The organism is Mycolicibacterium anyangense (assembly GCF_010731855.1).
GTDB lineage: Bacteria > Actinomycetota > Actinomycetes > Mycobacteriales > Mycobacteriaceae > Mycobacterium > Mycobacterium anyangense.
In genome coordinates, this window is the sequence record NZ_AP022620.1 from 4755932 (window position 1) to 4781012 (window position 25081).

General features: G+C 66.3%; 30 protein-coding genes. 17 read left to right on the forward strand and 13 right to left on the reverse strand.

The window, feature by feature from the left end; genetic code table 11:
- Window positions 1–219: 219 nt before the first annotated feature.
- Window positions 220–1077: an SDR family oxidoreductase gene (locus tag G6N35_RS22375; RefSeq protein WP_163806220.1), complete on the reverse strand. Its 858-nt coding sequence runs from the start codon at window positions 1075–1077 to the stop codon at window positions 220–222.
- Between the two features lie 205 nt (window positions 1078–1282).
- On the opposite strand from G6N35_RS22375, the gene G6N35_RS22380 reads away from it, so the two are divergent.
- Both G6N35_RS22380 and G6N35_RS22385 read left to right on the forward strand, forming a co-directional pair.
- Entirely contained in the window at window positions 1283–2047 is a 765-nt protein-coding gene (locus tag G6N35_RS22380; RefSeq protein ID WP_163806221.1) for a GAP family protein, read from the forward strand.
- 9 nt (window positions 2048–2056) lie between these two features.
- Window positions 2057–3286 carry an MFS transporter gene (locus G6N35_RS22385; RefSeq protein WP_163806222.1) on the forward strand — a complete coding sequence of 410 codons (1230 nt, stop codon included), beginning with the start codon at window positions 2057–2059 and terminating at the stop codon, window positions 3284–3286.
- 4 nt (window positions 3287–3290) lie between these two features.
- Here G6N35_RS22385 and G6N35_RS22390 read toward each other — a convergent pair whose 3' ends face one another.
- The gene (locus G6N35_RS22390) at window positions 3291–3710 is read right to left on the reverse strand and encodes a GlcG/HbpS family heme-binding protein (RefSeq protein WP_163806223.1); all 420 of its coding nucleotides are present in this window, start codon (window positions 3708–3710) and stop codon (window positions 3291–3293) included.
- 87 nt (window positions 3711–3797) lie between these two features.
- On the opposite strand from G6N35_RS22390, the gene G6N35_RS22395 reads away from it, so the two are divergent.
- Window positions 3798–4112 carry a WXG100 family type VII secretion target gene (locus G6N35_RS22395; RefSeq protein WP_163806224.1) on the forward strand — a complete coding sequence of 105 codons (315 nt, stop codon included), beginning with the start codon at window positions 3798–3800 and terminating at the stop codon, window positions 4110–4112.
- A gap of 3 nt (window positions 4113–4115) precedes the next feature.
- Here the strand turns inward: G6N35_RS22395 and G6N35_RS22400 are convergent, their stop codons facing one another.
- Both G6N35_RS22400 and G6N35_RS22405 read right to left on the reverse strand, forming a co-directional pair.
- Complete coding sequence (locus G6N35_RS22400) at window positions 4116–4820, reverse strand: hypothetical protein (protein ID WP_163806225.1); 705 nt, start codon at window positions 4818–4820, stop codon at window positions 4116–4118.
- A 125-nt stretch (window positions 4821–4945) separates the two neighbouring features.
- Window positions 4946–6751 (reverse strand): TPR repeat domain-containing protein, encoded by a 1806-nt coding sequence (locus tag G6N35_RS22405; protein ID WP_163806226.1) that lies wholly within the window; start codon window positions 6749–6751, stop codon window positions 4946–4948.
- 9 nt (window positions 6752–6760) lie between these two features.
- On the opposite strand from G6N35_RS22405, the gene G6N35_RS27665 reads away from it, so the two are divergent.
- The 5 genes from G6N35_RS27665 (at window position 6761) to G6N35_RS22425 (ending at window position 11434) form a co-directional block, all read left to right on the forward strand.
- Window positions 6761–6889 carry a hypothetical protein gene (locus G6N35_RS27665; protein WP_281357038.1) on the forward strand — a complete coding sequence of 43 codons (129 nt, stop codon included), beginning with the start codon at window positions 6761–6763 and terminating at the stop codon, window positions 6887–6889.
- 476 nt (window positions 6890–7365) lie between these two features.
- A complete protein-coding gene (dnaK, locus tag G6N35_RS22410; protein WP_163806227.1) occupies window positions 7366–9222 on the forward strand; it encodes a molecular chaperone DnaK in 1857 nt (618 codons plus the stop codon).
- A complete protein-coding gene (gene grpE, locus G6N35_RS22415) occupies window positions 9219–9839 on the forward strand; it encodes a nucleotide exchange factor GrpE (RefSeq protein WP_163806228.1) in 621 nt (206 codons plus the stop codon). Before dnaK ends, grpE begins: the two co-directional genes overlap by 4 nt.
- Before the next feature lie 30 nt (window positions 9840–9869).
- A complete protein-coding gene (gene dnaJ / locus G6N35_RS22420; protein WP_163806229.1) occupies window positions 9870–11066 on the forward strand; it encodes a molecular chaperone DnaJ in 1197 nt (398 codons plus the stop codon).
- Window positions 11063–11434, forward strand: a complete 372-nt coding sequence (locus G6N35_RS22425) for a heat shock protein transcriptional repressor HspR (RefSeq protein WP_163806230.1) — start codon at window positions 11063–11065, stop codon at window positions 11432–11434. Before dnaJ ends, G6N35_RS22425 begins: the two co-directional genes overlap by 4 nt.
- A 65-nt stretch (window positions 11435–11499) precedes the next feature.
- Here G6N35_RS22425 and G6N35_RS22430 read toward each other — a convergent pair whose 3' ends face one another.
- From G6N35_RS22430 to G6N35_RS27100, 5 genes are all read right to left on the reverse strand, one after another.
- Window positions 11500–12402, reverse strand: coding sequence for an aldose 1-epimerase (locus G6N35_RS22430; RefSeq protein ID WP_163806231.1), 903 nt, complete (start codon window positions 12400–12402; stop codon window positions 11500–11502).
- 28 nt (window positions 12403–12430) lie between these two features.
- Complete coding sequence (locus G6N35_RS22435; RefSeq protein ID WP_163806232.1) at window positions 12431–12688, reverse strand: hypothetical protein; 258 nt, start codon at window positions 12686–12688, stop codon at window positions 12431–12433.
- A 96-nt stretch (window positions 12689–12784) separates the two neighbouring features.
- Window positions 12785–13954: an FAD-binding oxidoreductase gene (locus G6N35_RS22440; RefSeq protein ID WP_163806233.1), complete on the reverse strand. Its 1170-nt coding sequence runs from the start codon at window positions 13952–13954 to the stop codon at window positions 12785–12787.
- Window positions 13955–13977: 23 nt separating this feature from the next.
- The gene (locus tag G6N35_RS22445; RefSeq protein WP_163806234.1) at window positions 13978–14646 is read right to left on the reverse strand and encodes a GAP family protein; all 669 of its coding nucleotides are present in this window, start codon (window positions 14644–14646) and stop codon (window positions 13978–13980) included.
- Between the two features lie 141 nt (window positions 14647–14787).
- Window positions 14788–15090, reverse strand: a complete 303-nt coding sequence (locus tag G6N35_RS27100) for a hypothetical protein (protein ID WP_220098520.1) — start codon at window positions 15088–15090, stop codon at window positions 14788–14790.
- 260 nt (window positions 15091–15350) lie between these two features.
- Here G6N35_RS27100 and G6N35_RS22455 point away from each other — a divergent pair, with 260 nt between their 5' ends.
- From G6N35_RS22455 to G6N35_RS22465, 3 genes are all read left to right on the forward strand, one after another.
- Window positions 15351–16748 (forward strand): amidohydrolase family protein, encoded by a 1398-nt coding sequence (locus G6N35_RS22455; protein WP_163806236.1) that lies wholly within the window; start codon window positions 15351–15353, stop codon window positions 16746–16748.
- A 53-nt stretch (window positions 16749–16801) separates the two neighbouring features.
- Window positions 16802–17743: a putative antibiotic biosynthesis monooxygenase gene (locus G6N35_RS22460; RefSeq protein ID WP_163806237.1), complete on the forward strand. Its 942-nt coding sequence runs from the start codon at window positions 16802–16804 to the stop codon at window positions 17741–17743.
- 129 nt (window positions 17744–17872) lie between these two features.
- Window positions 17873–18619, forward strand: coding sequence for a 3-oxoacyl-ACP reductase family protein (locus tag G6N35_RS22465; RefSeq protein ID WP_163806238.1), 747 nt, complete (start codon window positions 17873–17875; stop codon window positions 18617–18619).
- A 4-nt stretch (window positions 18620–18623) separates the two neighbouring features.
- On the opposite strand, the gene G6N35_RS22470 is transcribed toward G6N35_RS22465, so the two are convergent.
- The 4 genes from G6N35_RS22470 to G6N35_RS22485 are packed head-to-tail and all read right to left on the reverse strand — an operon-like array spanning window position 18624 to window position 20952.
- Window positions 18624–18947, reverse strand: a complete 324-nt coding sequence (locus tag G6N35_RS22470; RefSeq protein WP_163806239.1) for a hypothetical protein — start codon at window positions 18945–18947, stop codon at window positions 18624–18626.
- A 48-nt stretch (window positions 18948–18995) separates the two neighbouring features.
- A complete protein-coding gene (locus G6N35_RS22475) occupies window positions 18996–19997 on the reverse strand; it encodes an acetamidase/formamidase family protein (protein WP_163806240.1) in 1002 nt (333 codons plus the stop codon).
- Window positions 19984–20709, reverse strand: coding sequence for a CbtA family protein (locus G6N35_RS22480; protein ID WP_163806241.1), 726 nt, complete (start codon window positions 20707–20709; stop codon window positions 19984–19986). The genes G6N35_RS22475 and G6N35_RS22480 overlap by 14 nt, the downstream gene beginning before the upstream one ends.
- A gap of 12 nt (window positions 20710–20721) precedes the next feature.
- On the reverse strand, window positions 20722–20952 hold the full coding sequence (locus tag G6N35_RS22485; protein WP_163806242.1) for a CbtB domain-containing protein: 231 nt from the start codon (window positions 20950–20952) through the stop codon (window positions 20722–20724).
- 245 nt (window positions 20953–21197) lie between these two features.
- Between G6N35_RS22485 and nthB the strand changes: the two genes are divergently transcribed.
- From nthB to G6N35_RS22515, 6 genes are all read left to right on the forward strand, one after another.
- A complete protein-coding gene (gene nthB / locus G6N35_RS22490) occupies window positions 21198–21890 on the forward strand; it encodes a nitrile hydratase subunit beta (RefSeq protein WP_163806243.1) in 693 nt (230 codons plus the stop codon).
- A gap of 20 nt (window positions 21891–21910) precedes the next feature.
- Window positions 21911–22507 (forward strand): nitrile hydratase subunit alpha, encoded by a 597-nt coding sequence (gene nthA / locus G6N35_RS22495; RefSeq protein WP_163806244.1) that lies wholly within the window; start codon window positions 21911–21913, stop codon window positions 22505–22507.
- Window positions 22508–22879, forward strand: coding sequence for a nitrile hydratase accessory protein (locus G6N35_RS22500; RefSeq protein WP_163806245.1), 372 nt, complete (start codon window positions 22508–22510; stop codon window positions 22877–22879).
- Between the two features lie 19 nt (window positions 22880–22898).
- On the forward strand, window positions 22899–23414 hold the full coding sequence (locus G6N35_RS22505; protein WP_163806246.1) for a DUF1097 domain-containing protein: 516 nt from the start codon (window positions 22899–22901) through the stop codon (window positions 23412–23414).
- A 58-nt stretch (window positions 23415–23472) separates the two neighbouring features.
- Window positions 23473–23913, forward strand: a complete 441-nt coding sequence (locus G6N35_RS22510) for a MarR family winged helix-turn-helix transcriptional regulator (RefSeq protein ID WP_246224471.1) — start codon at window positions 23473–23475, stop codon at window positions 23911–23913.
- A 79-nt stretch (window positions 23914–23992) separates the two neighbouring features.
- The gene (locus G6N35_RS22515) at window positions 23993–25060 is read left to right on the forward strand and encodes a substrate-binding domain-containing protein (RefSeq protein WP_163806248.1); all 1068 of its coding nucleotides are present in this window, start codon (window positions 23993–23995) and stop codon (window positions 25058–25060) included.
- Window positions 25061–25081 lie beyond the last annotated feature (21 nt).

Genomic DNA, 25081 nt, shown 5'->3' on the forward strand with positions numbered 1-25081 from the left:
TGCGCCGAACCGGCTCTGGCGCGGCGGTCACTCGGCCGGCATCCGGCCACCCGCGGCCTCGAGTTGGCATAGCTCTGTCGCGCGGCGGCGCGCCGATGTCCAGGGAAAAGACCGCCGACGGTGAGTCACCGCAAACGAACGTAACCGCGCTCGGGTGCCGACATACTCGTCGCGGTTGCAAGCAGATCTGCCCGGCGCGGGATTCGCCGGCGGGCAACCTCATTCGGTGGAGCGTCTGAACTGTCGACTACGCCACAGGTAGGGCAGGAGTCCGCGGGCCGGCACCGTCGCGGGCCAGTCGTCGGCGCGGAAGTACGCATCCGAGCCGCCGTCGACGAACAGGACGCTGCCGCAGAGGAAGTCCGCGGAGTCCGACAGCATGAAGACCACCCAGTCGGCCAACTGGTCGGGGTCTCCGAATCCGCCGATCGGAACGGGGAAGGCCCGGATCAGCTTGGCCTCTTTCGGGGTGGCCAGTTGGCGCTCGAGGAGCGGGGTCAGGATCGCCCCCGGCGCCAGCGCGTTGAGCCGGATGCCGGCCCCGGCCCAGTTGCGCGTCACCGCCTGTCTGCGCACCCACCTGCTGACTGCGATCTTGGATGCGGCGTAGGCCATCGCCGGGGCGTTGCGGCCGAACAGGCGCACGGCGCGCACCGCCTTGTCGCCGTCGCCGGCCAGCAGGGCATTGACCGCTCGTCGGGGAACCACGGGCACCGTCGTCGTCGAATTGCTCGAGAAGACCACCACCTTGGCCCGGTCGGTGGTGGCTAGCGCGCCACGCCACGCCGTCAGCAGTTCGACGACCCCGAAGTAGTTGACCTGTGCGATCAGGCGAGAGCGGTCGGCACCCGGCGTCGGGCCGAGTCCGGCGGCCAACACCGCCCCGGCGAGGCGGCCGTCGCTGGCTGCCAGCACTGCATCGGCCGCCGAACGGCGCCCCGCCGCGGTGGACAGGTCGGCCGTCACGTCGGCCTCCTTGATGTCCACGGTGATGACGTGGTGGCCGTCGGCCCGGAGTTTCTGCACCACGGCCTGACCCATTCCGGACGCCGAACCGGTCACTGCGTAGGTACCCACGGGTGCACCTTAAGCGCACCGCGCTGTCGTGCTGCCCGCTTTGGCACACCTCGATGTGGTGACCGGCTGGACGGGAACGCAGGGCGCAGCGTTACGGTGAAGTCGCTCACCGTCTTTCGAGCCGTTCGGGTAACGGTCGAGTCGTTGGAGTAATCTGCCGCCATGCAGACCGAGGTCGACGTCGAAAGCCTGATGGGCTGAGCCGATGAGCACACACTTCGCCGTCCTGGCCACCCTGGCTCTGGCGATCCTGTTCAGCCCCGAGACCCTGGTTCTGGGACTGGTCGTCGCCAGCGACAAGAAGGTGCCTCGGCAGGCAGCGTTCGCGTTCGCGGTCGGCGGCATCGTGGGTATCGCCTTCGCCACCGTCATCGGCGTCCTGCTCGCCCACTTGTCCGGCGCGGGTGCGGCATCGACTGCCCACCACGACACCTGGGGTGGCTTCATCCTGCGGGTGGTCATCGCCGCGGCGTTGCTCACCATCGGCGTCTACCGGGCGATCGGAGCCGCCCGCCACAAGCCCATTGCCGACGTCTCGGAACCGGATCGCAAGACCAGCCGGTTGCGAGCCCGGCTCACCGAACGTTTTCCGGCGACCATGGGCCGGCTGGATCCCGCAGCAGACCTGACGCCGCGTCAGCGCATCGGCAGGGCTCTGTTCGCCGGTTTCGCGATCTGCGGCCTGCACCCGAAGGTGTTTCCGATCGCGATCGCGGCCGGCCACCAGATCCTGGAGATCAGCAGTCGCCCCGAACGCACCCTGGGGATCGTCATGTTCGCCGCGATCGCGGTGGTGCCCGCGCTGGCACCCGCTGTGATCGAACTGGTCCATCCCGGCGCCTCAGGCCGGATCAAGGATGGCTACGAACGGATCATGAAGGTCCACGGCCGCTGGATCGTCGCGGTCCTGCTGCTCGCCGTGGGCGTGTTCGTCGCGCACAACGCTTTCGTGCATCTGCCGACCCGGTGAGCGGCAACAGTGCCGCGCGATAGTGCTGTCCGGCTGAGTGGATTGCTCAGCGGGGTCTTCGTCACTCAGATCGTCAACAGCGCGGTGCACCTGGCCCAACCTCTGCTGGTCGCCGACATGTCCGGATCATTGGGCAGCGCCGCGTTCTTCTCGGCCTTCGGTACTGGGGTACACATGCTGGGCACCTACCTCGGCGGCTGGCCCACCGAACGATTCGGTGCGCGGATGGTGCTGGTCATGTCAACGCTGCTGCGCGGAATCGCCTTGGCCGGCATACCGATCGGGATGACCTTCGGCTTCGCCGGCCTGACATGGGTGATGGGTTGTTACACCGTGGAGGCGTTGATCCGCGGCTACGTCGACACCGCGGTGCATACCGTGCCACTCGAACTTGCCGGGCACCGTGGCGATCTGTTGGATCGCATCAACTCGAGGTACGAGGTCGCATTCGAAGTGGGGGCGGTGCTCGGGCCGCTGATGCTCGGTGGCCTGATGATCTGGTCGGCGGGCATCGTGCCGCACATCGTCATCCCGATCGGCTTCGCCATCTCGGCAGGGCTGTATCTGTTCATCCCGAAGACGTTTCCTGACAAGGCGTCGGCCTTGGGAATCGGGCATGCGCACGGCGGGACGTGGGCCGGCCTGAAATACGTTCTGGCGCACAAGTATCTGTTGGTCGTCGTTGCTGGACTCATGCTGTTCCATCTCTACGAACTGCGCAAGATCCTCAGCGCGTTCTTCGCCAAAGGCCTTATGCACCATCCGGCCTACGTGGGTCACGTCGGATCGGCTTTCGCGCTAGGTGGGGTCGCGGGCGCAGTGCTGTATGCGGTGACGAGGCATCGCGGTTCCGGTGCGGGCTGGGTGTTCGCCGGTGCGCTGGGCACCGTGTTGCTCGCGGTGGGCTGGATCCCGGTGAACCTGCCGGTGATGATCGTCGCGGTGTTCCTGTTCGGTGTCGGCAACGTCTGCGCCCGGCTGGTGCTGACCCGATGGCGCCAGGAACTGACCCCGCTGGAACACGCGGGCGGGGTCACGGCTGCCTCGGAGTTCGGCCGGGCGGCGGTGTCGGTCGGGGTCAACAGTGCTGTGGGGGGCGCATTCTCGTCAGGCGTGGGGGTGTACGGCGCCTTCGGCATCGTGGGCGCCGTGCTGGCGGTGTTCGCGGTCATCCAGATGTGGCTGGCCCGGTTCCTGGGCCGCCGACGCGACGATGCGCTCGAGGCCGTCGAGAGCTGAGACGTCAGGGCGCGGCCTGCCAGGAGTTCACCGCCGCCTCGGCGCACGCCACATCGTCGGCGGTGCTGGCCCCGCTGACCCCGATCGCGCCGACGATCTCACCCTCGGCCCGCAGCGGGATGCCACCGCCGAAAATGACGAACCGGCCGCCGCCGTTGGCCTGCAGCCCGAACAGTTCGCCGCCCGGGGCGGCCAGCACGGCGAGCTCCGCGGTGGCGATGCTGTTCGCGACCGCGGTGTAGGCCTTGTCGACGGCGAGCGCCGGGCCGGCGATCTCGGCGCCGTCCATCCGGGCGAACGCGACCAGATTGCCCCCGGCGTCCACGACCGCCGCGGAGATCCTGACCGACCGGCGGTGTGCCTCGGCGTGCGCGGCCGAGACCAGGCGCTGGGCGGTGGACAGGTCGATCTTGGGCGCAGTCATGCGCGCCAACTTAGTGGGTGTGGCTGGATGCGGGTGACTGGCTGACGGTGGGGCAGGCGGCTAGCCTGCAGATCGGAGGTATCCGCTATGGCAGAGACACTGAGGGTCGACATCGCCGGCTTGATCGGTGCCAGCACGCAGGTGGCCGAGCAGGCCGCCGCGCTCGAGTCGTCGCACACCAGCTCGGTTCGCGGCCTCGCCTCGGCAGAGGAAGGCTGGGTTGGTTCCTCAGCGGATGCGTTGGTGGAGATGGCTGGCAAGTGGCAGACGATCAGCGCGCGACACACGGCGGCACTCGAGAACCACGCCACCCACATCGGCACGGCGGCTCGTCTCTTTGATGACATGGAACGACGCAACGCAGCCGAACTGCGGAACGTCGCTGGTCCGGCGGACCTTTAGCGGCTACTGGCTTTCGGCCGGCCAGCCGGGGTAGGCCGGCAGAGTCGGGAAGTCCGACCGTGGGTGCTCGCCGGTAGTGAGGAATTGCCGGCGTTCTTCGGATTCGGGAGCTTTGGCGGCGCAGGCGGCGAGGTCCTCGGCGAACTCGGGCCACTGGGTGCCAGGACCGACTGCGTCGGAAGGTGAAGATTCTGACAACTTCGCCACGACGCGCCAGCCTCCGAATGTATCAGTGAGCGCCGCGGGGGATGGCCCCTGCTGTGGACGCAGGCCCCTCGTCGCGGATGATGCTGGTGCTTTGAGCGACAATCGGAACGCTCCCACACCTGTCATTGCCCCATCCCACTGAGCGCTGGCGGCGTAGAAGCCGTTCTCGCCCTTTCGGGCGACACCCCAGCCGAAGTGGCAGATCACCGCCGTAGTGCGTAGGGCGTCTTCGGTAACCCGCAGAATATGTTCCCGGCTGGTCCCCACTGTTGGCTGCGTCCAGGGATAGTGGAGTTCTGGCCAAAGGTCCATTGAGTAGTTGGATGGGTCCTTGGACACGGTCTTGGCGACGGCGCTCTGAAAGCCGGGGTACAGGTAGTCGTTACTGCCCGCAGCCGAAGCTGCGCTGACCGATTCGAGGTAGGCCCGCACGACGACCGCGGGTTGTGACAGCAGGTCGATGCCTGGTTCACCACTCCACACGAAGCTGAAGTCGGACATCACCGCGGGCCATCGGTCCACAGGTTGTGGCGGCTGGCTGGGTGAGTTGCTGCTGGAACATCCGGATGCGGCGACGATCGCAGTAAGCAGACCTGCGACGGGTCTGAGGAGGACTCGGCTGATCGTCATCGTTGGGGATCCACATCCTCGGTGACCGCGTTGTAGCGGGTGGTCATCTGCACATCGATGCCGTCCACCAAATCTCTTCCCAAGGTGGAGTTCATCGCCGATCTGATCGCGTCGCTGTACTCGGCACTGGACATCGGCGCCGCGTAGTTGCGTGCGTTGTATTCCGATAGAGAGAGAATGCGGCGCGGTGCTTCTGGGTCATTGGGATCAGCTGGGGCTAGAAATGATCCGGGTAAGCCGTGGATCGGAGTGCCATTCTGCGCCAGCGCATTGAGCACCTGCTGTTCACCCTGGCCGATGTCAAGGTCGGGCACGGCATGCGGATCCCATTTTGCGGTCGGTTGTTCGCCGATGAGGGCTTGCTCGAAGGCCTTGGATGCCAGGTCGGTTCCGGGAACGCCGGTGGCATCGAGTCCGGCGAAGGCGAAGTCATAGGCGGACTTCTTGGCTGCGTACGCGGCCGCGGTCTTGGCATCGTCGTTAATGCCGGATGCGTCTGTGGCGCTGTGGATTCCGGAGTCAACAAGCCCCTGTAGTGTCATCGAATCGCGCAGCCGATGGTTGTCGCTGGACATGTCGACGCCGTGCTTGAAGTCGTTGGCGTAATCCATTTGAGCGTTGACGGCGTCATGTCCCGCCCGACCATTGAAGTAGTCAGAGGCCTGCTGGTCGGTACTGAGAACTGAGAAGATTCCCTTGGCAATGGGCATACTTCCGCTTTGTGCGTCGCCGGCTGTATCCGGGGTGGCGAACCCGGCATGCCTGCCTTCTGAAAGTTCCGCAATATCGGGGATGTAGGGAGCCAATCCGTGTGAAAGGCCGCGCACCAGTTCAGGATTCATTTGTCCTAGAGTTTGATTACCGGCCATATGCAGGAGATCCTGCTCGTGGTGGCCGACGTAGGACCCGTAAGCGGACGCCGTCTCGGCGGCGAGCTTGGCCTCGGGGCCGTCGGCCGCATCGCCGGTCCAGCCGAACATCGATCCTGCGGCCTTTCCGCCGTCACTCCAATCGGTCGAGGTCACACCCTTCATGAAGCGATCCGCGTAGGACGAGTCGCGCACGACGTCGTGCACTGCCAGGTGGTCTTGCCCGGCGGTGGCGAGCACATCAAGCGCGACGGGCCGACCGTCGTTGGTGATGACGGTCGGACCGCCCCGACCGTTGACCGGTGTGCCGTCGAACGTTGGGGCAGCCATCATTTCGGTGGCCTTGTTGAGCATGTTGCGATCCAGCGCGGTGCCCTGTCGGAGCACCGGGTTGCCGTCCTTGACGATGTTGGTCAGCTTGCCCATTTCGTTGAGATTGGACATTCCTTTGGACGACAGCACCGATTGGACGCTGGCGGGAAGTTGGCCGAATCCGCCCGCGCCGATGTTCTTCGGGTCGTCCACCGCGCCGGGGGTCAGTTCGGTTTTGGGAAAGTGAATGTTCGGATTGCTCATCAACTGCCACGAATCGCCGAGGATGCCCTTGTTGTCGCCGAGTCGCTGCTCAGCGGTATTGAGGGCCTCGATCGACATTCCGTGTTGCTGGGCCTGTAGCTGGCTCAACACCGAGGCCTGCATCGGGGTGAGAGGTGCCTTGCCTGCCCGCTGGTCGGCGGTGATCGAATCCAGCACCGACTTCACTTGCGCCGCCGCATCCTGGTTACCGGCGAGGGCCCGCTCGACAGTCTCCTGGGCGTCCTGTGGGGAGTCGATGTGATCCGTCCCGAGAGCGTCGGCCATGTCGCTGATCGCACTATTGACCGCTGCGCTGAGGTGTTGATCGGTGGAGTCTGCCCGGCGCAGCAGATCCACGATCGCGTCGTGGACGATCTGGACGTGATGCTCGATCTCGGCGCGTTCTTCGGGGTCCGCCGGTGTCGGATAGTGCAGCGCGCCGTCTGCGACGTCGATGGTGATGCTCCAGCGATCCGCCATGTGCTGGATGCGTGACCATTCGTTCTTGATCGACTCGACCTCCGACGCCGCCGACCGGACCGCGGTCGCGGCCTGATCGCATTCGTCGGCGTGCTTCTCCAGTTCGGTGCTGATCGTCTGTGCTTTCGCCCTCGCCGCCTCGAAGGAGTACCCCTCCCACTGCAAGCGGCTCATGATGCCGCCGATGTCGTGAGCGACGGCACGGGTATCGTTGGCGCGCCGTGTGGCGGCCTCGGCAACTGAGCGAACCGCGCCAGGATCCCATCGATCGAGGTCGGCGAGGGTAATGCTCACAGTGAGCAAACTTACCGCAGATCTGTACCGGTGCCAGTCACTGCCGCCGGGAACAAATCGCGGATCGGGCCCGTTGACCCATTCGACAACTTGAGTGGACTAGGCTCAACTAGGGCTTGACAGCCGGCATCCGGCAGGAGCAGTCTTGAGTCTGGTCCGCTCAGACCTAAGACGTAACTATTCAGGAGGAATTCATCATGGCTCGTGCGGTCGGCATCGACCTCGGGACCACCAACTCCGTCGTCGCGGTACTGGAGGGTGGCGACCCGGTCGTCGTCGCCAACTCCGAAGGGTCCCGCACCACGCCGTCGGTGGTTGCCTTTGCACGCAACGGCGAAGTGCTGGTTGGCCAGCCCGCCAAGAACCAGGCAGTGACCAACGTCGACCGGACCATCCGTTCGGTCAAGCGGCACATGGGCACCGACTGGACCGTCGAGATCGACGGCAAGGACTACACCGCGCAGGAGATCAGCGCCCGTGTGCTGATGAAGCTCAAGCGCGACGCCGAGAGCTACCTCGGTGAGGACATCACCGACGCGGTCATCACCGTCCCCGCCTACTTCAACGACGCCCAGCGTCAGGCCACCAAGGAAGCCGGCCAGATCGCCGGCCTCAACGTGCTGCGCATCGTCAACGAACCGACCGCCGCGGCCCTGGCCTACGGCCTGGACAAGGGCAGCAAGGAACAGACCATCCTGGTCTTCGACCTCGGTGGCGGCACGTTCGACGTCTCGCTGCTGGAGATCGGCGACGGTGTCGTCGAGGTTCGCGCGACTTCCGGTGACAACCACCTCGGTGGCGACGACTGGGACGACCGGGTTGTGACCTGGCTCGTCGACAAGTTCAAGGCCACCAGCGGCATCGACCTGACCAAGGACAAGATGGCCATGCAGCGGCTTCGTGAAGCCGCCGAGAAGGCCAAGATCGAGCTGTCGAGCTCGCAGAGCACCTCGATCAACCTGCCCTACATCACCGTCGACGCCGACAAGAACCCGCTGTTCCTCGACGAGCAGCTGACCCGCTCGGAGTTCCAGAAGATCACCCAGGATCTGCTCGACCGCACCCGTCAGCCGTTCCAGCAGGTCATCAAGGACGCCGGCATCTCGGTGGCCGATATCGACCACGTGGTGCTGGTGGGTGGTTCCACCCGGATGCCCGCGGTGACCGACCTGGTCAAGGAACTGACCGGTGGCAAGGAGCCCAACAAGGGCGTCAACCCCGACGAGGTCGTCGCGGTCGGCGCTGCCCTGCAGGCCGGTGTGCTCAAGGGTGAGGTCAAAGATGTTCTGCTGCTTGACGTTACGCCGCTGAGCCTGGGCATCGAGACCAAGGGTGGCGTGATGACCAAGCTGATCGAGCGCAACACCACCATCCCGACCAAGCGGTCGGAGACCTTCACCACAGCCGACGACAACCAGCCGTCCGTGCAGATCCAGGTCTATCAGGGTGAGCGCGAGATCGCTGCGCACAACAAGCTGCTCGGCAGCTTCGAGCTGACCGGCATCCCGCCGGCTCCGCGCGGCGTGCCCCAGATCGAGGTCACCTTCGACATCGACGCCAACGGCATCGTGCACGTCACGGCCAAGGACAAGGGCACCGGCAAGGAGAACACGATCAAGATCCAGGAAGGCTCCGGCCTGTCCAAGGAAGAGATCGACCGGATGATCAAGGACGCCGAAGCGCACGCCGAAGAGGACCGCAAGCGCCGCGAAGAGGCCGACGTCCGCAACCAGGCCGAGTCGCTGGTCTACCAGACGGAGAAGTTCGTCTCCGAGCAGCGCAGCGCCGAAGGTGGCTCGAAGGTCCCCGAGGAGACGCTGGCCAAGGTCGACGGCGCCATCGCCGAGGCCAAGACCGCGCTCGAGGGCAGCGACATCGCCGCCATCAAGTCGGCCATGGAGAAGCTGGGTGTCGAGAGCCAGGCTCTCGGCCAGGCGATCTACGAGGCCACCCAGGCTGACCAGGCCGCCGACGGCGGGGCCGCAAGCGGCTCGTCGAACGACGATGTGGTCGACGCCGAGGTCGTCGAAGACGAGGATCAGGAGCGCAAGTGAGTGAAGGTCAGGAAGAACCGGTAACTGTCACCGACAAGCGCCGAATCGACCCCCTGACCGGAGAAGTTCGCGAGTCCTCCGGCGCGGTCCCTAGTGGGCCAGCGCCGGAGGCGGCGAACGCCGGCGGGGACGCCGACAAGATCGCCGAGCTAACCGCCGACCTGCAGCGTGTGCAGGCCGACTTCGCCAACTACCGCAAGCGCGCGCAGCGTGACCAGCAGGTGGCAGGCGAGCGCGCCAAGGCCGTCGTGGTGAGCCAATTGCTCACCGTGCTCGACGATCTGGACCGCGCCCGCAGCCACGGTGACCTGGAGGGCGGCCCGCTCAAGTCGGTCGCCGACAAGCTGGTGTCCGCCCTGACCGGGCTGGGCCTGAGCGCGTTCGGAGCCGAGGGTGACGAGTTCGACCCGTCCCTGCACGAAGCCGTGCAGCACGAGGGCGAGGGCTCCAAGCCGGTGATCGGCACGGTGATGCGGCAGGGCTACAAGTTCGGCGAGCAGGTGCTGCGGCACGCATTGGTCGGCGTCGTCGACACCGTCGAGGACGAGGCCGGGCAGGCCGACACGCCCGCGAACGCGGCGGAGTCGGGCGCCCAGAACGCAGAATCAGATCAGTAACTACGAGAAAAGGTGAGGAGGTGACGCTGGATGGTTCAACGCGAATGGGTTGAAAAGGACTTTTACAAGGTGCTCGGCGTCTCCTCTGATGCCGACGACGCGGAGATCAAGCGGGTCGCCAAGAAGCTGCTCGCCGAGAATCACCCCGATCGCAACCCCGACAACCCGCAGGCCGAAGAGCGCTACAAGGAGGTCGGTGAGGCCCGCGATGTGCTGACCGACCCGGCCAAGCGCAAGGAGTACGACGAGACCCGCCGGCTGTTCGCCGGTGGGGGTGGCTTCGGCCGCCGTTTCAACGGCGGTGGTGGCGGCGGCGCGGGTGGCGGCTTCGGTGGCTTCAGTGGCGACGGCGCAGAGTTCAATCTCAACGATCTGTTCGGCCAAGCCGGACAGGACGGTGGCGCCAACATCGGCGACCTGTTCGGCGGATTGTTCGGCCGCGGCGCCCAGCCCCGGCCAAGTAGGCCCCGGCGCGGCAAGGATCTCGAGACAGAAACCGATCTCGACTTCCTGGAGGCGACCAAGGGTGTCGCCATGCCGCTGCGGCTGACCAGCCCGGCGCCGTGCACCAATTGCCATGGCAGCGGTGCACGTCCGGGCACCAGCCCCAAAGTCTGCGCCACCTGCAACGGCTCAGGGGTGATCAACCGCAACCAGGGTGCGTTCGGGTTCTCCGAACCGTGCACCGACTGCCGCGGCAGTGGCTCGATCATCGAGCATCCGTGCGACGAATGCCGGGGAACCGGCGTCGCCACCCGCACCCGCACCATCAACGTGCGGATCCCCCCGGGCGTCGAGGACGGTCAGCGTATCCGGCTGGCCGGCCAGGGCGAGGCCGGGTTGCGCGGGGCACCCTCGGGTGACCTGTACGTCACCGTGCACGTCCGCCCCGACAAGGTCTTCGGCCGTGACGGCGACGACCTGACCGTGACCGTCCCGGTGAGTTTCACCGAACTCGCTTTGGGCACAACCCTTTCGGTGCCCACGCTGGAGGGCAAGGTCGGCGTCCGGGTGCCCAAGGGCACGGCCGACGGACGCATCCTGCGGGTGCGCGGCCGTGGTGTCCCCAAGCGCAGCGGCGGGCATGGTGACCTGCTGGTCACCGTCAAGGTCGCGGTGCCGCCGAACGTGGAGGGCGAGGCGCTGGAAGCGCTCGAGGCCTACGCGGCGGCGGAGAAGGCCAGCGGGTTCGACCCGCGAGCCGGATGGGCAGGTAATCGGGCATGAGCGCATCGGAGGAGTCGCGCACATTTCTGATCTCGGTGGCCGCCGAGCTGGCCGGTATGCATGCGCAGACGCTGCGCACCTACGACCGGCTCGGCCTGGTCAGCCCCCAGCGCAGTTCCGGTGGCGGCCGCCGCTATTCGGAACGCGATGTTGAGCTGCTGCGCGAGGTGCAGCGGCTGTCCCAGGACGAGGGCGTCAACCTCGCCGGGATCAAGCGGATCATCGAACTGACCAACCAAGTCGAGGCCCTGCAGTCGCGGATGCAGGAGATGGCCCGTGAGCTGGAGACGTTGCGTGCCAACCAACGTCGTGATCTGGCGGTGGTGCCCAAGAGCACCGCGCTGGTGGTCTGGAAGCCCCGGCGGTAGGCACATTGTCCCGATCCAGAACTGACGCAGGAAAAGTTCGAGTAACTCTGTGCGTGAGTTCTGAATCAACGCACGCGGACGGTGAACGTGGACACTGCGGGCCGGCCGGGGACCGCTGAGCGGTAGCCGCCGGCGCGTAGCGCATTGGTCGGCGCCGCCATCGGCTCGATCGCGACCAGGTCCTCACCACCCGGTGCGAAAATCTGTGCCGCCGGGTAGCCGTGATCGAAGACGATCTCGATCCGACGGTCTCCGCCCGAGAGCGTGAACACCGCGCCCGCTTCGACACCGTCGAAGCCGTCGTCGAAGGTGGTATCGCCCAACGCCTCCGAGAACGGGCCCCACTGCTCGGCCGCCCCGGTCGGAATGCCGCTGTCGTCTACCGGCAGGTGGCGCAACGGCGGGGTCTGCAGCGTCCACTGCGCCCGCGGAACCTCGGGAATCCTGAAGTAAGGGTGGAAGCCGAAACACAAGGGCACCGATGCCACCGTCGTCGCGATGACCGTGGTACGTACCGTCAGGGCGCGGTCGGCCAGGGTGATGTCCAGCGTGACGATGTGCGGGAACGGGAAACTGGCCAGTAGCCGGGGCTGTCCACCGAAGTCGAGGTCCGCGGTCAGCCGATTGCCGCTCTGCTCGGTGACCAGCCATCCCGGGTAGGCCGAGAGCACACCGTGGATCGGTAGGCCGCGCTCATCGGCGCGCACCCCACCGACTCCCGGGGTCAGCGTCACCGCACCACCGCCCACGTCATAGGTGTTGGTGCTCAACCGGTTTGCCCACGGATAGAGGATGGGAATGCCCATCGTCTTGCCGTTGTCCAGATAGGCCTGCAGCCCGCGTCGCTGCCCCAGCAGTTCCACACCGCCATCAGCAAGCGAGGTGCAGATCATGCCGGCCGACGGCACGAAGGTGGCGGTGAGCGCCGAGGCGGGATCGGTCAGGACGACGGACGGCGGCTGGGCCATCGTCGAAGTCTAGCGATGATGCGCAGCGTCAGTGCTGCGGCGGCGTGAGCACACCGACCTGGCGGGCCCGACCGATGTTCGCCATCACCCGCTCGATCACCACGGCGTAGGCCGCACCGTCGTTGAGGATGTCCTCGCGACCATGGCGGCGCAGGAAAGCGTCCAGCCGCCGGTCCAGTGAGTGGTGCCAGTACTCCGGCCCGGTGAAGGGTGAACAGAGGAATTGCCAAGCGACGGTGTCGAGTTCGCGGTCGCCGGCAGCCTTGTCAGCCGAACCCGTGGTCACATCCCAGCCCCTTTGCTTGCAACCCCAACGATGATGCTCGTCTCACCGGGTGCAGGACGTAAGGGACGAAAGTCACGAAACGCGTGGCCGCGGGCCTCAACCCGAGAGCGGGTCGTGCTGGATGCGATCCGGCGGTGCTCCCTTGGCGATCAGGGCGTCGCGGGTGGCGTGCACCATGGCGGCACCACCGCAGATGAGGATCTGCCGATCGCCCCAGCCGCCGTACTTGGTCACCACCTCGGGAAGCCGGCCGGTCTGGCGGACGTGCAGCCCGCGCGGCGGTTGCACGTCGGGGTAGTCCGCCGCCCACGGCGGGTCGGCCGGGTATTCCGAGACCGGGGAGACAGACAGCCATGGGCTGGTGGCGGCGATTTCCCAGAGGGTGCGCAAGTCGTACAACTCGCAGGGGTACCGGGCGCCGAAGAACAGGTGCACCCGGGGGTTGTCGCCGAACCGGGACAGGTCCATGATGATCGACCGCAGCGGTGCCAGCCCGGTGCTGCCGGCCACCATCAACACGTCGCCGCCGTCGCGGTCCACCTCCATCGCGCCGTGCGGGCTCGACAGCCGCCACCGGTCCCCGGGCCGGCACTCCGAGACGATCGCGTTGCTGACCATCCCGCCGAGCACGGAGCGGACGTGGAACTCGATGTAGCCGTCCGGGTCGGCCGGCATGGCGGGGGACAGGTAGCGCCACCGCCGCGGCCACTGCGGAATCTGCACGTTGACGTATTGGCCCGGGTGGTAGGGCATCGGCCGGTCCAGGTGGAGGCGGACGACGGCCAGGTCACGTGAGACGCGGTGGTGTTCCAGGACCGTTCCGTCCCACCAGGGGGGACCGTCCTCGGCGTCGGCGGCACCCGACATGATGCCGATGATCAGGTTGATGGCCTGGGTGGCGGCGTCGTCGACGGCGGTGGTCCAGTCGTCGATGAGGTGAGTGCGCATCGTGGTGTACCAGGCGTCGCGCAGGGTGCCGTAATGATGGGTGGTGACGCCGTATTTGCGGTGGTCACGGCCGAGCTGGGCCAGGAAGCTCACCGGCGCCTGGGCTCGCTGCGCCACGAACTCCCCGAACACCCAGTGCATGGCCTGGCCGAACGCGGCGCGCTGGTGGTGCAGTTCGGGCGGGAACAGATCCCGCACGTCGGGGTCGATGGCGAACCAGCGGGTGTAGAGCCGGCGGATCAGCTCGGCGGAGCCGGTGGAGTGCGGGTCCAGGGCAGCGTGCAGCACCCGCACGGCGTCACGGTCCTCGAGGCCCACGGCCGCGATCTTAGGCCGGTCGGCTACAGCCCGTGAATGCCCTTGTACAACACCATCACCCCGATGACGACGAGGATGGCCGCCACCAGGACGGCGTGCTTCTCCTCCATCCAGGTCTTCAACCGGGTCAGCGGCTCATCCAGCCGCTCGCCGGCAACCAGATAGGCCAGCACCGGAAGCGCAACCGACGAGGCGGCCACGGCGGTGAACACCACGTCGGCGGTCCAGGCCCCGGTGGCGCCCAGCCCGGCCGACCCGATGGCCAAACCGGCTGCGGCGCACATGAACAGAACCTTGGGATTGACCACCGCGAGCACGATCGCGGTGACGAAGGCGCGGGGTGGCTTGATGGTCGTCATCGATGTCAGCCACGCCGGTGTGTGATCGGAACGGTTACGGGTGAACCAGCGGTACAACCCGAACGCGATGAGCCCGGCGCCGATCACGATGCGCACATACGGAGCCCAGGTCGGCTGCTTGTTGAGCCCGCCGAGAGCATTCGAGATCGCCACGAATCCGGCCGTCAAGCCGCCGATGCTCACGATCCAGCCGATCAGGAAGGCCAGGCTGGTCGGCCGCGGGGCAGGGGTGTGCAGCATCAGGATGCCCGGGATGATCGACAGCGGCGAGAGGGTGATGACCAGTGCCAGCGGAATGAGTTCGGCCAGCTCTGGGCCCAGACTGCTCGTCACGGGTGCCTCCTGCCGATAGTCAGACTGCTGTTGGTCGGACGACGTGCGGCCACGGCTGACCGTACTATCTGTGGCCGTGGGCATGGATGCCGACGAGGAAAAGGGTGACGACGGCCACGATCGCCGGCAGAGCACTCTGATCTACGTCTCGGGGATCGCAGCGGTGCTGCTGTTGCTGATCTTGGTGTTCGCAGTGATCCACACCTCGGAGAGCTCACGGCACCGCGAGAGCCCTCCGAACCAGTCGTCGGTCACCCGGACCACCCCGCCGACGACCTCCAAGACGACGACTACGTCGTCGACGACGACCCGGCCGATCTCCACCACGGAGCTCAATCCCACCGCCGGGCCGCCGCCACCGCCGCCGGTCGAGACCGCCGGCGAGTTGACACCGCCGGCGGAGAATTCGTCCACGCCCACCCCGACGACGACGGTGGTGCTCACCAATCCGTATGCCACCACATCGCCGCCGAACGCCGGTGCGTACTGAGTATTCGAACGTGCTCGCTACCAGGCGAAGAGGCGCGCTCGACGTTATGGTGAAGCCATGTCGTGCGACGTCAACCTGATGCCTGCCATCTGGCTCACGCCAGTGTCGGACAACGGCAACACGGTGTGACATCCTCGGGTGCCATGAATAACGTTCAGCCGCAGCACTTCTCAACGATCTGTCCGAGCGCATGACGCGGGCCAGGCACTAGGCGATGCCGACACACGTCCACTACGGTCACATCTTCCACCTGGCGGGGAGCCCCAGGATCACCGAAGCCGTCGACGCATTGGTGTCCATCCCCGACGGTGCGCTGGTCGTGGGTGAGGACGGCACGATTCTGTTCGTCGGTGAGCGGTCGCAACTACCGGACCTCTACGCGTCGGCCAGGGCGCACGACCACACGGGCGGCTACCTGCTACCGGGGTTCGTCGACACTCACATCCACTTTCCCCAGACCTATGCCGGTGCCTCCTACGGTGGTGGGCAGCTGTTGGAATGGCTGACGCAGTGCATCTTTCCCTCCGAGGCGGAGTTCGCCGATCCGGAGTTCGCGGCCGACGCCGCCCTGGAGTTCACCAGGCGGCGGATCGCCGCGGGCACCACTGCCGCGATGGTGTTCGGATCCGCGTTTCCGCATGCTCAGGACGCACTCTTCCGCACCACCCTCAAAGCGGGACTGCGGATCGTCTCCGGGCGTGGCATCCAAACCCGCGGGCCAGACAGTGCCCAGCCGCTGATCACCTCCGAAGGCGATGCCATTCGGCTGACCCGGGCTGAGATCGAACAGTGGCACGCCGCCGATACCGGAGACGTCAGTACCGCGTTGCTCCACGTCGCGATCGTGCCGCGGTTCTCGCTGGCAGTGACCCCGGAGACCCTGAGGAATCTCGGTGAGCTCTACGACGAGTTCCGCGACCGCGGGGTCTACGTGCACAGCCATCTCAATGAGAACGACCGCCCCGCAACCGGCGAGGTCGACACGACAAAGCAGGACTTCCACGTCAATACGTACCTCGACACCTACGACGGGAAGTTCTTGCCGGGTTCGGCGGTCGGCGGCAAGAGCCTGCTCGGCCGGCGGACGATCCTCGCGCACTGTGTGCACTGCCAGGATGTCGAATTGGCGCGGATGGCCGAAACCGGTACCTCGATCTCGCATTGCCCGGTCTCGCAGCTGTTCCTCGGCTCGGGGACCATGCCATGGAAGCGCACCGTCGCCTCCGGTGTGAACATCTCTGCGGGAACCGATTTCGGAGGCGGTGACGAATGGTTGATCCCCCGTGTCGTGGGTGATGCGTTCAAACAACACATCAGTGAGGCCGGCGACGATGGGGTGTCGATACACCCGGCGGAGATGTTGTTCCTCGCCACCCTGGGTGGTGCCCGGGCGCTCGATATGGAAGACCGATTCGGCAACTTCGACCTTGGTAAGGAAGCCGATTTCGTGGTCGTGCAACCGGCGGGTGCACTCAAGGGATTGCTGCGTAACGCCCTGCGGTCGCAGGAGGCCGAACTTGCTCGCGAGCAGACTCTGTTCGCACTGCTGATGGGTATTCGGGAATCCTCGGTGGCCGAGGTGTACGTGCAGGGCAACCGCGTAGGTATCTAGCGGGCACCGTTGACCCCAACATATTTCCCCGCTGAGGTGAGATCCTGACGGCCATGAGCGCAGCCATGGTCATCACGATCTTTCACCCGACCAACGATGCCCCCGGCTTCATCGACTGGGTCTCCGAGATGCGGGCCACCGCCACCGCCGCCACCGATTTCCGGACCTCGGTGCTGGGGCAGCCCTCGCTCGACTGGGGGATCGTTGTCAGCTTCGCCAGCGAGCAGGCCCTGCACGACTGGCTGGACGGCGCGGCGCGACGGGCGGTGCTCGAACGCGGTGCGGGGCGCGGAATTCTGCGCGCCACCGCGGATCTGGTGATCACCGAAGCTCACGGTGTGCCCTCGGGTGTCGGCATCTTCCGGCACACGGTGTCGCCCGGTCGGGAAGGTGAATTCATCTCTGCCGAAACACAATTGGCACAAGCCAGCGCGCACTTCGGTGGCTTCGAGGGCTGCTGCGCTTTCCCGCCGGCCGAAGGCGGGGAGTCGATCTCGGTGTTGCGGTTCCGCACCGACCATCAGTTGTCGACGTGGCTGGGTTCCCCAGAACGCGTCGAGGCGCTCGGGCCGCTGCGTTCGAGTCTGAGCGCTGAATTCTCCGTCGTCTCGGCCACCACCGCGTTCGGTACCACGGTCCGCACCGTCAACGGGCGCACCGCGATCACCCCGAAATGGAAGACTGCGATGCTCATCCTGTTCGTGCTCTACCCGACGGTGATGCTGCTGTCGCGATTCATGGGTCCGCTGCTCGACGGTTCGGGTGCCCCGCCGTGGCTGGCGCTGTGGCTCAGTCAGGTCGTCAGCGTCGCGGCGCTGCAGTGGGTGCTGATGCCGTGGGCGGGTCGGCTCTTCGGCATCTGGCTGGACCCGGTGGACGGCGCGGGTGCGCGGATCAGCGCTCTGGGCGCCGCCGTGCTGGCCGTCGGCTACCTGCTGACCCTGGGCGTCTTCGCCACCGTGCAGTGGTTGCAGTACTGGGATTACTCCCGGTAGCCGCCACGACGGAGGCACGCAGTGCGATGCTGATCACATCGGGAATCCGGGCTGGGTCGTCCTGCTTGACCCGAACGGAGCCATTGGACGAATCGCGTTCTGTCAGCACCAACATCGGAGGCACTGACCGTGAGCACAGCAGCATTAGCCGGGCGGCGAGCGCTGGTAACCGGTGGATCGCGCGGTATCGGTGCGGCGATCGTCCGACGACTGGCCGCTGACGGCGCTGCGGTGGCGTTCACTTATGCCAACTCGGCGTCGGTGGCCGAACAACTGGTTGCCGACGTGGCGGCGAGCGGTGGCACGGCGGTGGCGATCCGGGCCGACGCCGCTGATCCGGCCCAGGTGACGGCCGCCGTGGAGCGGACCGTCACCGAACTAGGCGGGCTGGATGTGCTGGTGAACAACGCCGGCGTCGCCGAGATAGCCCCCATCGAGGACATCACGGCCCAGCAGTTCGACACCATGGTCGCGATCAACATCGGTGGCGTGTTCTGGGCGGCGCGCGCCGCGGTCGCGCACCTGGGCGAAGGTGGCCGGATCATCAACATCGGCAGCGTGAACGCCGACCGGGTGCCCGGTCCGGGGCTGTCGGTATATGCGATGACGAAAGGCGCGGTGGCGTCGTTCACGCGTGGCCTGGCCCGCGAGCTCGGGCCCCGCGGGATCACCGTCAACAACGTGCAGCCGGGGCCCGTCGACACCGACATGAATCCCGACCAGGGCGAATTCGCCGACAGTCTTCGGAAGATCATTCCGCTGGGGCGATACGGTCACACCAGCGACATCGCCGCCATGGTGAGTTTCCTGGCTGGCCCGGAATCCGGGTTCATGACCGGCTCCCACGTCACCGTCGACGGTGGATTCGTCGTCTAGCTGCTCAGCGGCTGGCCGATCTCCTCGAGGACGGTTTGAGCGTCCAGGCCGGCACCCAGTGCGTGACGGTCTTGTGGTGTGCGCCGTAGGCGATCTGGTAGGTGACCAGGCCCCACCAATCGCCCTGTTCGCACAGGCCCCAGCAGCTCAGCGTTCCTTCGACGACCTTGTGCATCTGCAGGCCGTGGGGGTGGTAGCGGCCGGTTCGATGCGGTTCGCGCGGGAACAGCACCGTGAGGTCGATCAGCACCGGCAGCGGTGGACGCACCTGCCGGAACGGCGGCCGCACCGGCTGTCCGTGATGACCGATCGAGGTGAGCTCACCCACTGATCGATCATATGTTCGAACACGGTGGTGTCCACCCCTGCCGGGAGCTCACGCCAGCTGAGCCCCTGCGGCCCGCAGTTTGCGGTGCGTACCGCCGTAGGCCTCGGCGGGCGGCAGCAGTGCCTTGCTGATCTTCGTCACCGCGCTGTAGTTCACGTCGACCACGTTGGCCAGCGGTGACAGGCATAGCTGACTGCACAGCTGGTAGGCGTCGATCGTGCTCAATCCGTACAGCTCCTGGAGCCAGCGGACCATCTCGACCTGGCTGCAGCGCCAGGCGTCCTCGAGTGGACGCGCCGAGCCCACCGTGAGCAGGGCGTCGTCGTGCTCGAAACGTGGCCACGCCGGCGCGCCGCCCTTGATCAGGTCGACCACCAGGGTGACGTCCATCGCCCCTTCGAGTGCGGTGCCGCAGGTTTCTCCCTCGCCCTGGCGGTAGTGACCGTCGCCGACCGAGAACAGCGCCCCATCGACGTTCACGCCGAGGTAGACGGTCGTGCCGGCTCGCAGCTCGGGGGTGTCCATGTTTCCGCCGAAGTAGTCCGGGACCAGGGTGGTGCGGACTTCCCGCAGCGCGGGTGCGACCCCGACCGTGCCCATCATCGGAGCCAGCGGGATGTCGAGGGTGAAGTCGCTCTCGTGGGCGCTGAAGGTGGCGGTGCCTCGTGCCCGGTCGACCTGGTAGATCCAGGCCAGCTCGGGAAGCGGTGGTTGCAGGGTTGCGGTCCGGTCGGTGCCGGTGAGTGCGCCGAACAGCGGGATGGTGGTCGAGGCGGCCCAGTCCCTGGCCGGCTCGATGGAGACGAAGTGCAGCGCCAGGGTGTCACCGACCTCGGCCCCGGTGACATAGAACGGCCCGGTCTGCGGGTTGAGCTCCTTGGTGTTGAGGACCCGGCTGGGTTTGTCGGCGCTGGAGGTGACCCGTCCGGCGAACGCATCCTCGGTCCACAGCCGCATCGCGGTTCCTGGCGAGACCTCCAGCACCGGTTCGGCGCCGCCGAATGTCCAGACGTACTGGTCGGAGGTAGGAATGAACTCAACGATGCGCATCGACCGTCCTCGGGGTGAGCACGCGGGGCAGCAGGGCAGCGAACACAGTGCAGAGCACCAGCCACATCAGTGCCTGGGTCAGCAGCGAGAAGAGCCGGAAGTCGGCGAGCAGGGCGGCGGGGAAGTGGTCGGACACCTCGTCAAAGTGGGGTAGCAACAGAGCGACCAGGGTGACGCCGATCAGATACCCCCAGCCGGTGACCGCGACCGCCGCCCAGGTGCCCAGCCGTTGGCTCAGCCGGGCGGCCAGCGCGACGGCGACGATCGCCAGCCCCACCGAGGTCACCAGCAGCACTAGATAGGCGGTGGTGCGGGCGCCGATGGTGTCGGCCATGCCAATACCGGGCGGGTTGGCCGGAAAGCGGATCGCCGGGACCAGGTTGACCGCGACGAACCCCGTCGCCGCCAGACCGCTGACGGTCCAGCGGAGGTCGGTACGGATTCCGTGCCGGGTCCGGTACATCGACAAGGTCGCCACCGCGACTGCGAACAGGGCGCCGAGTACGACGGCGAACATGACCGTGCCGACGCCGGCGCCGACGTTCTCCTGCAGGGCGCGGCTGAAGACCTCGTGCTCGTCGCCGTGTGCGTGGGCCTCTTCGTGGCCGATCGCCTGATCGACGAGCGGTGAGACCAGGACGCGCGCGAAGCCGAACGCGGCGATCCCGCCCGCCAGGCCGGCGGTCAGGCCGAGGCCGATGATCTTGTTCATCGGGGGCACCTTTCAGTGGCAGGGGAAGCCGAGCAGATGCCGGGCGTCGTGGACGAACTCGTGGACGTGGGTGTCGGAGCCGAACACCGATACCGCGCCTTGGTCGAAGCCGATGAAGTAGAAGGCGATCAATGCCAGAAGGGTGGTCACCGTCAACTGCAGGGCGATGCCGGTGGTGGTGGAATCGGGCAGGTCGAGTGTCGCGCCGTGCTGCACGGCGGACTGTCCGGTGGTCGAAGACATCAGGTTCCTTTCGTAATTACTTCCAGATTGCAAATATTTCGCTTGCTCTGAATACCTGGCACGGTTCCGGCGGGTCAACCGGTGGAGTGGGATCGTCCCAAGCTGAAATCCAGGTTTAACAATCAAGCCCTGGCGAGTAAATCCTGTGTTACGCATGGCGGTACGGATTGCGCTGCGACACCGACGGTGCGCATAGTTCCAGATGAAAGTATTACGACCGTGAACTAATGATGGGAGAGCGGCATATGCACGGTCCACACGACCTGGGTGGACGCGACGGGATCGGACCCGTCGCCACCGAATTCCTCGAACCGGGAATCCCGGACTGGCGCTACCCGTTCGAGGGTCGGATGCACGCGGTGACCGCGATGGCCATCGCCAAGGGTGCGTTCAATCTCGACGAGCAGCGCCACGGTATCGAGCTGATGAAGTGGAGCGAGTACCTCGACTCCACCTACTACGCGCACTGGTTGTTCTCGGTGGAGAAGCTACTCAACGACAAGGGCTACATCTCCCACGAGGAGATCGACGCACGGATGCAGGAGCTGGGCACTCCGTCGATGACCCCGCACCCGCAGAAGCCGGAGACGCTCTCGCCGTTCGCCGAGCAGATGATCGAGATCCTGTGGAAGGGCACCCCACACGACCTGCCCGCCGACGCGCCTCCCCGCTACGCCGTCGGGGAGAAGGTGTGTGTGCGAAACATCAACGAGGTGACCCACAACCGGCTGCCCGGTTACCTGAACCGAGCGCCCGGCGTGATCGCCAAGCAGTACGGCGCTTTTCACGACCCCGCCGACAGCGCACACAAGCAGATCGACACTCCGCACCAGCTCTACATGGTCAAGTTCAGCTCGGTCGATCTGTGGGGTGACGAGGCGGTCGAAGACTTCAACCTGTACGCCGATCTGTTCGAGAACTACCTCGAACCGGCCTGAGATTAGGAGAGATGAACGAAATGGACTGGCTGTCTTTGTCTGACGTCGAGGCGCGGGTGAACGCGCTCGAGTCGCTGATGGTCGAGAAGGGTCTGGCCGAACACGAGGCCGTCGATGCCGTGGTGGCGTCCTTCGAGAACGACATGGGACCGATCAACGGCGCCAAGGTGGTTGCGCGGGCGTGGACAGAGCCCGAGTACCGCGAATGGTTACTGCGCGATGCCACCGCGGCGATTGCGGACATGGGGTTCACCGGTCTGCAGACCGAGCATATGGTCGCGGTCGAGAACACCGATGAGCGGCACAATGTCGTTGTCTGCACATTGTGCTCGTGCTATCCGTGGACGTTGCTCGGCATTCCACCGGCGTGGTTCAAGTATCCGCAGTACCGGGCGCGGGTGGTCAAGGATCCGCGCAGTGTGCTCGGCGAGTTCGGCGTCACGCTGGCCGACGAGGTCAAGATCGACGTCTGGGACAGCAGCGCCGAAATCCGTTATCTGGTGATCCCGCAGCGGCCCAAGGGGACCGAGGGCATGACCGTCGAGGAGTTGATCCCGCTGATCAACCGCGACTCGATGGTTGGGACCGCCCTCGCGACGGCACCGGGGAGCGCATAGATGACTGCGACGCTCGATTTGACCGGGTTCGACGATCTCGGCGGCACGATTGCGCTGCCCCGCTCCAACGGCGAGCTGATCTTCGATGCTCCTTGGCAGGGAAGACTTTTCGGACTGGTCGTGCACCTGTGCAAGTCCGGGGCGTTCGAATGGGATGAGTTCAAGGCGCACCTGATCGCGGTGATCGGTGACTCCGGAATCGACGAGACCTGTGACCCCGGCGTCTACTACCGGCAGTTCGGTGAGGCGTTCTGCCGACTGGCGGCGCAGAAGAACTTCTTCGACGCCGATCAGTTCCAGGAGCGGACCCTCGTCGAGGCCGAGCTACTCGCTCACGGAGATCATGACCACGGTCATGACCACCAGCACTGAGGCAGAAAGGGATTCGCAGATGTCGAAGATCTCTTCGCTAGCCGTCAGCGTTGGAGTGCTGGGCATGGTGTCGACACTCATGACGGCCACGGTGTGGAAGCTGCCGGTCTGGGTGCTGTTCTTGGCCTGGGCATCCTTCTTCTTCGTGGGCTCGGGACTGTCCGGGCTGCTGAAGTCGGTGGCCTGCAACTGGACCGGTATTGCCATCGCGACGGCCACCCTGTTGTCGGTGTCCCACACCTCCAGCGCCGTTCTGGTGGCAATCGCCGTGGGGGTCGGCAGTTTCGCGATGGTGCAGGTCTCGCGGCTGGCCTGGGTGTCGGCCGCGCCGGCCATCGTGTTCGGGTTCGCCATGACGGTCGGAACCATTGCGGCGACGGGCAACTCCGTCACCACCGTGGGTGTGTCGAATCCGGCGTTGATTGCCGCGACGACCGCGCTTGTCGGCGCCGGCTTCGGGGTGGCCTCCCAGTGGGGTGCCGCGGCGCTGGAAACGCTCACCCAGTCCATGGTCCTGCGGCGCGCGGTTCAGTGAGATACGCTGTCGCGCAAAGTAGTTGTCCTCCCAGAAGCGATCAAGAGCCAGGAGCGTCGTGTCGACGTCGACGAGCAATCTGGAAAGCATTGCCGAAGTGTTCTTCCGCGCTGAGCGTCGCTGGGTCGACGCGCTGTGCAACGGCTTGCTGGACGCCGAGGTCAACACCGTCGAGGGCTGGCGGGTCCTCGGCGCCCTGCGCACCGGTGACGGCTTCACGATGAGTGACATCTCGGCGGCGATGTCGATCCCGCCGCCGACGTTGACCCGCATCGTCGACAAGCTGGTCGACGGCGGTCTGGTACTTCGCCGGGTCGACGCGACGGATCGCCGCCGGGTGCTGGTTCACCTGTCGGCGCGCGGCAAGGCCAAGGTCCGCAAACTCACCAGGCAGGAGTCCGGACTCAAGGCGGCGCTGGTCGACGAGCTCGGTGAGGACAACGCCGTGCAGTTCATCCGCACCCTGGCACGCGTCGGCGATCTGTTTTCCAGCCCGTGAACGGCCGCGCAACGCGGTAGTAACGCGACAGACCGACGATGGTGATCGTGGTGGCCGCGATGCAGGTGGACGGAGGCCGATGGGGCAACTGACATCCGCGATCAACGTCGCCCTGGTCATCCCGCGGTCGGGGTCGGCAGGCATCTACGGGCCGTCCTGCGAGGCGTGCGCGCAACTGGCCATCGCCGACATCAACGCCACCACCGGCGTGCTGGGACGGCAGGTCCGGCTGGTGCCGGTGGACGGCAGCAGGCCGCCGGTTGTGGTTGCCGCCGACATCGCCCGGCTGGTCGATCGCGGCGCCATCGACGCGGTCACCGGCTGGCACATCTCCCCGGTTCGGCAGGCGATCGCCCGGGTGACCGTGGGCCGGGTCCCGTACGTGTACGGGCCGCTCTACGAGGGCGGCGAGCGCACCGCGGGACTCTTCCTGACCGGTGAGACGCCGTCGCGTCAGCTGCTGCCGGCGATGGACTGGATGGCCGACGAACACGGTGTCGATCGCTGGATCGTGATCGGCAACGACTATGTGTGGCCACGGCAGACCGGGGCCGCGGCAGCGGGGCATGCCCGCGCCCAGGGCACCCCGCTGGTGGGTGAGAGCTATGTGCCGTTGGGCACCGAGGACTTCTCGGCCACCCTCCGCGAGATCGAGATCAGTGGCGCAACCGGGGTGGTGCTGTTGCTCGTGGGGCGAGACGGCGTGCTCTTCAACCGGCAGTTCGCCGCGGCCGGGCTGGACACGGTGGTGCCGAGGCTAAGCCCGCACGTCGAAGAGAACATGCTGATGGCCAGCGGCAGCGAGAGCAATCGCGGGTTGTTCGCGGCGGCCGGATATTTCGAGGCGCTGCACACCACCGCCAGCATGGATTTCGCTGCGCACTACTACGCCACGTTCGGGCCGGCGGCCCCCGCACTGAACAGCATCGGGGAATCCTGCTACGAGGCCATCACCTTGTTGATCGCGCTGGTGTCACGGGCCGGCTCGCTGGCGGTGGCCGACCTGATGGCGGCGGCGGGAGGCTTGACCTACATCAGCCCGCGCGGTGAGGTCACGATGCAGGGTAATCAGCTGAGCCAGGACGTCTACGTCGCCGAGGCGATCGATCTCGACTTCGAGATCCGGGCACGCATCTCCGCCGCCTGACCTCCACCGCGAAAAGCCACT

What these genes read in the sequence shown, in the direction of transcription:
- dnaJ (WP_163806229.1), top strand. Translation starts at nt 9,870, where the DNA reads ATGGTTCAACGCGAATGGGTTGAAAAGGACTTTTACAAGGTGCTCGGC.
- G6N35_RS22455 (WP_163806236.1), top strand. Translation starts at nt 15,351, where the DNA reads ATGCCGACACACGTCCACTACGGTCACATCTTCCACCTGGCGGGGAGC.
- G6N35_RS22390 (WP_163806223.1), bottom strand. Translation starts at nt 3,710, where the DNA reads ATGACTGCGCCCAAGATCGACCTGTCCACCGCCCAGCGCCTGGTCTCG.
- dnaK (WP_163806227.1), top strand. Translation starts at nt 7,366, where the DNA reads ATGGCTCGTGCGGTCGGCATCGACCTCGGGACCACCAACTCCGTCGTC.
- G6N35_RS22430 (WP_163806231.1), bottom strand. Translation starts at nt 12,402, where the DNA reads ATGGCCCAGCCGCCGTCCGTCGTCCTGACCGATCCCGCCTCGGCGCTC.
- G6N35_RS22400 (WP_163806225.1), bottom strand. Translation starts at nt 4,820, where the DNA reads ATGTCCGACTTCAGCTTCGTGTGGAGTGGTGAACCAGGCATCGACCTG.
- G6N35_RS22505 (WP_163806246.1), top strand. Translation starts at nt 22,899, where the DNA reads ATGTCGAAGATCTCTTCGCTAGCCGTCAGCGTTGGAGTGCTGGGCATG.
- G6N35_RS22425 (WP_163806230.1), top strand. Translation starts at nt 11,063, where the DNA reads ATGAGCGCATCGGAGGAGTCGCGCACATTTCTGATCTCGGTGGCCGCC.
- nthA (WP_163806244.1), top strand. Translation starts at nt 21,911, where the DNA reads ATGGACTGGCTGTCTTTGTCTGACGTCGAGGCGCGGGTGAACGCGCTC.
- G6N35_RS22500 (WP_163806245.1), top strand. Translation starts at nt 22,508, where the DNA reads ATGACTGCGACGCTCGATTTGACCGGGTTCGACGATCTCGGCGGCACG.
- G6N35_RS22480 (WP_163806241.1), bottom strand. Translation starts at nt 20,709, where the DNA reads ATGAACAAGATCATCGGCCTCGGCCTGACCGCCGGCCTGGCGGGCGGG.
- G6N35_RS22395 (WP_163806224.1), top strand. Translation starts at nt 3,798, where the DNA reads ATGGCAGAGACACTGAGGGTCGACATCGCCGGCTTGATCGGTGCCAGC.
- G6N35_RS22380 (WP_163806221.1), top strand. Translation starts at nt 1,283, where the DNA reads ATGAGCACACACTTCGCCGTCCTGGCCACCCTGGCTCTGGCGATCCTG.
- G6N35_RS22475 (WP_163806240.1), bottom strand. Translation starts at nt 19,997, where the DNA reads ATGCGCATCGTTGAGTTCATTCCTACCTCCGACCAGTACGTCTGGACA.
- G6N35_RS22460 (WP_163806237.1), top strand. Translation starts at nt 16,802, where the DNA reads ATGAGCGCAGCCATGGTCATCACGATCTTTCACCCGACCAACGATGCC.
- nthB (WP_163806243.1), top strand. Translation starts at nt 21,198, where the DNA reads ATGCACGGTCCACACGACCTGGGTGGACGCGACGGGATCGGACCCGTC.
- G6N35_RS22485 (WP_163806242.1), bottom strand. Translation starts at nt 20,952, where the DNA reads ATGTCTTCGACCACCGGACAGTCCGCCGTGCAGCACGGCGCGACACTC.
- G6N35_RS22515 (WP_163806248.1), top strand. Translation starts at nt 23,993, where the DNA reads ATGGGGCAACTGACATCCGCGATCAACGTCGCCCTGGTCATCCCGCGG.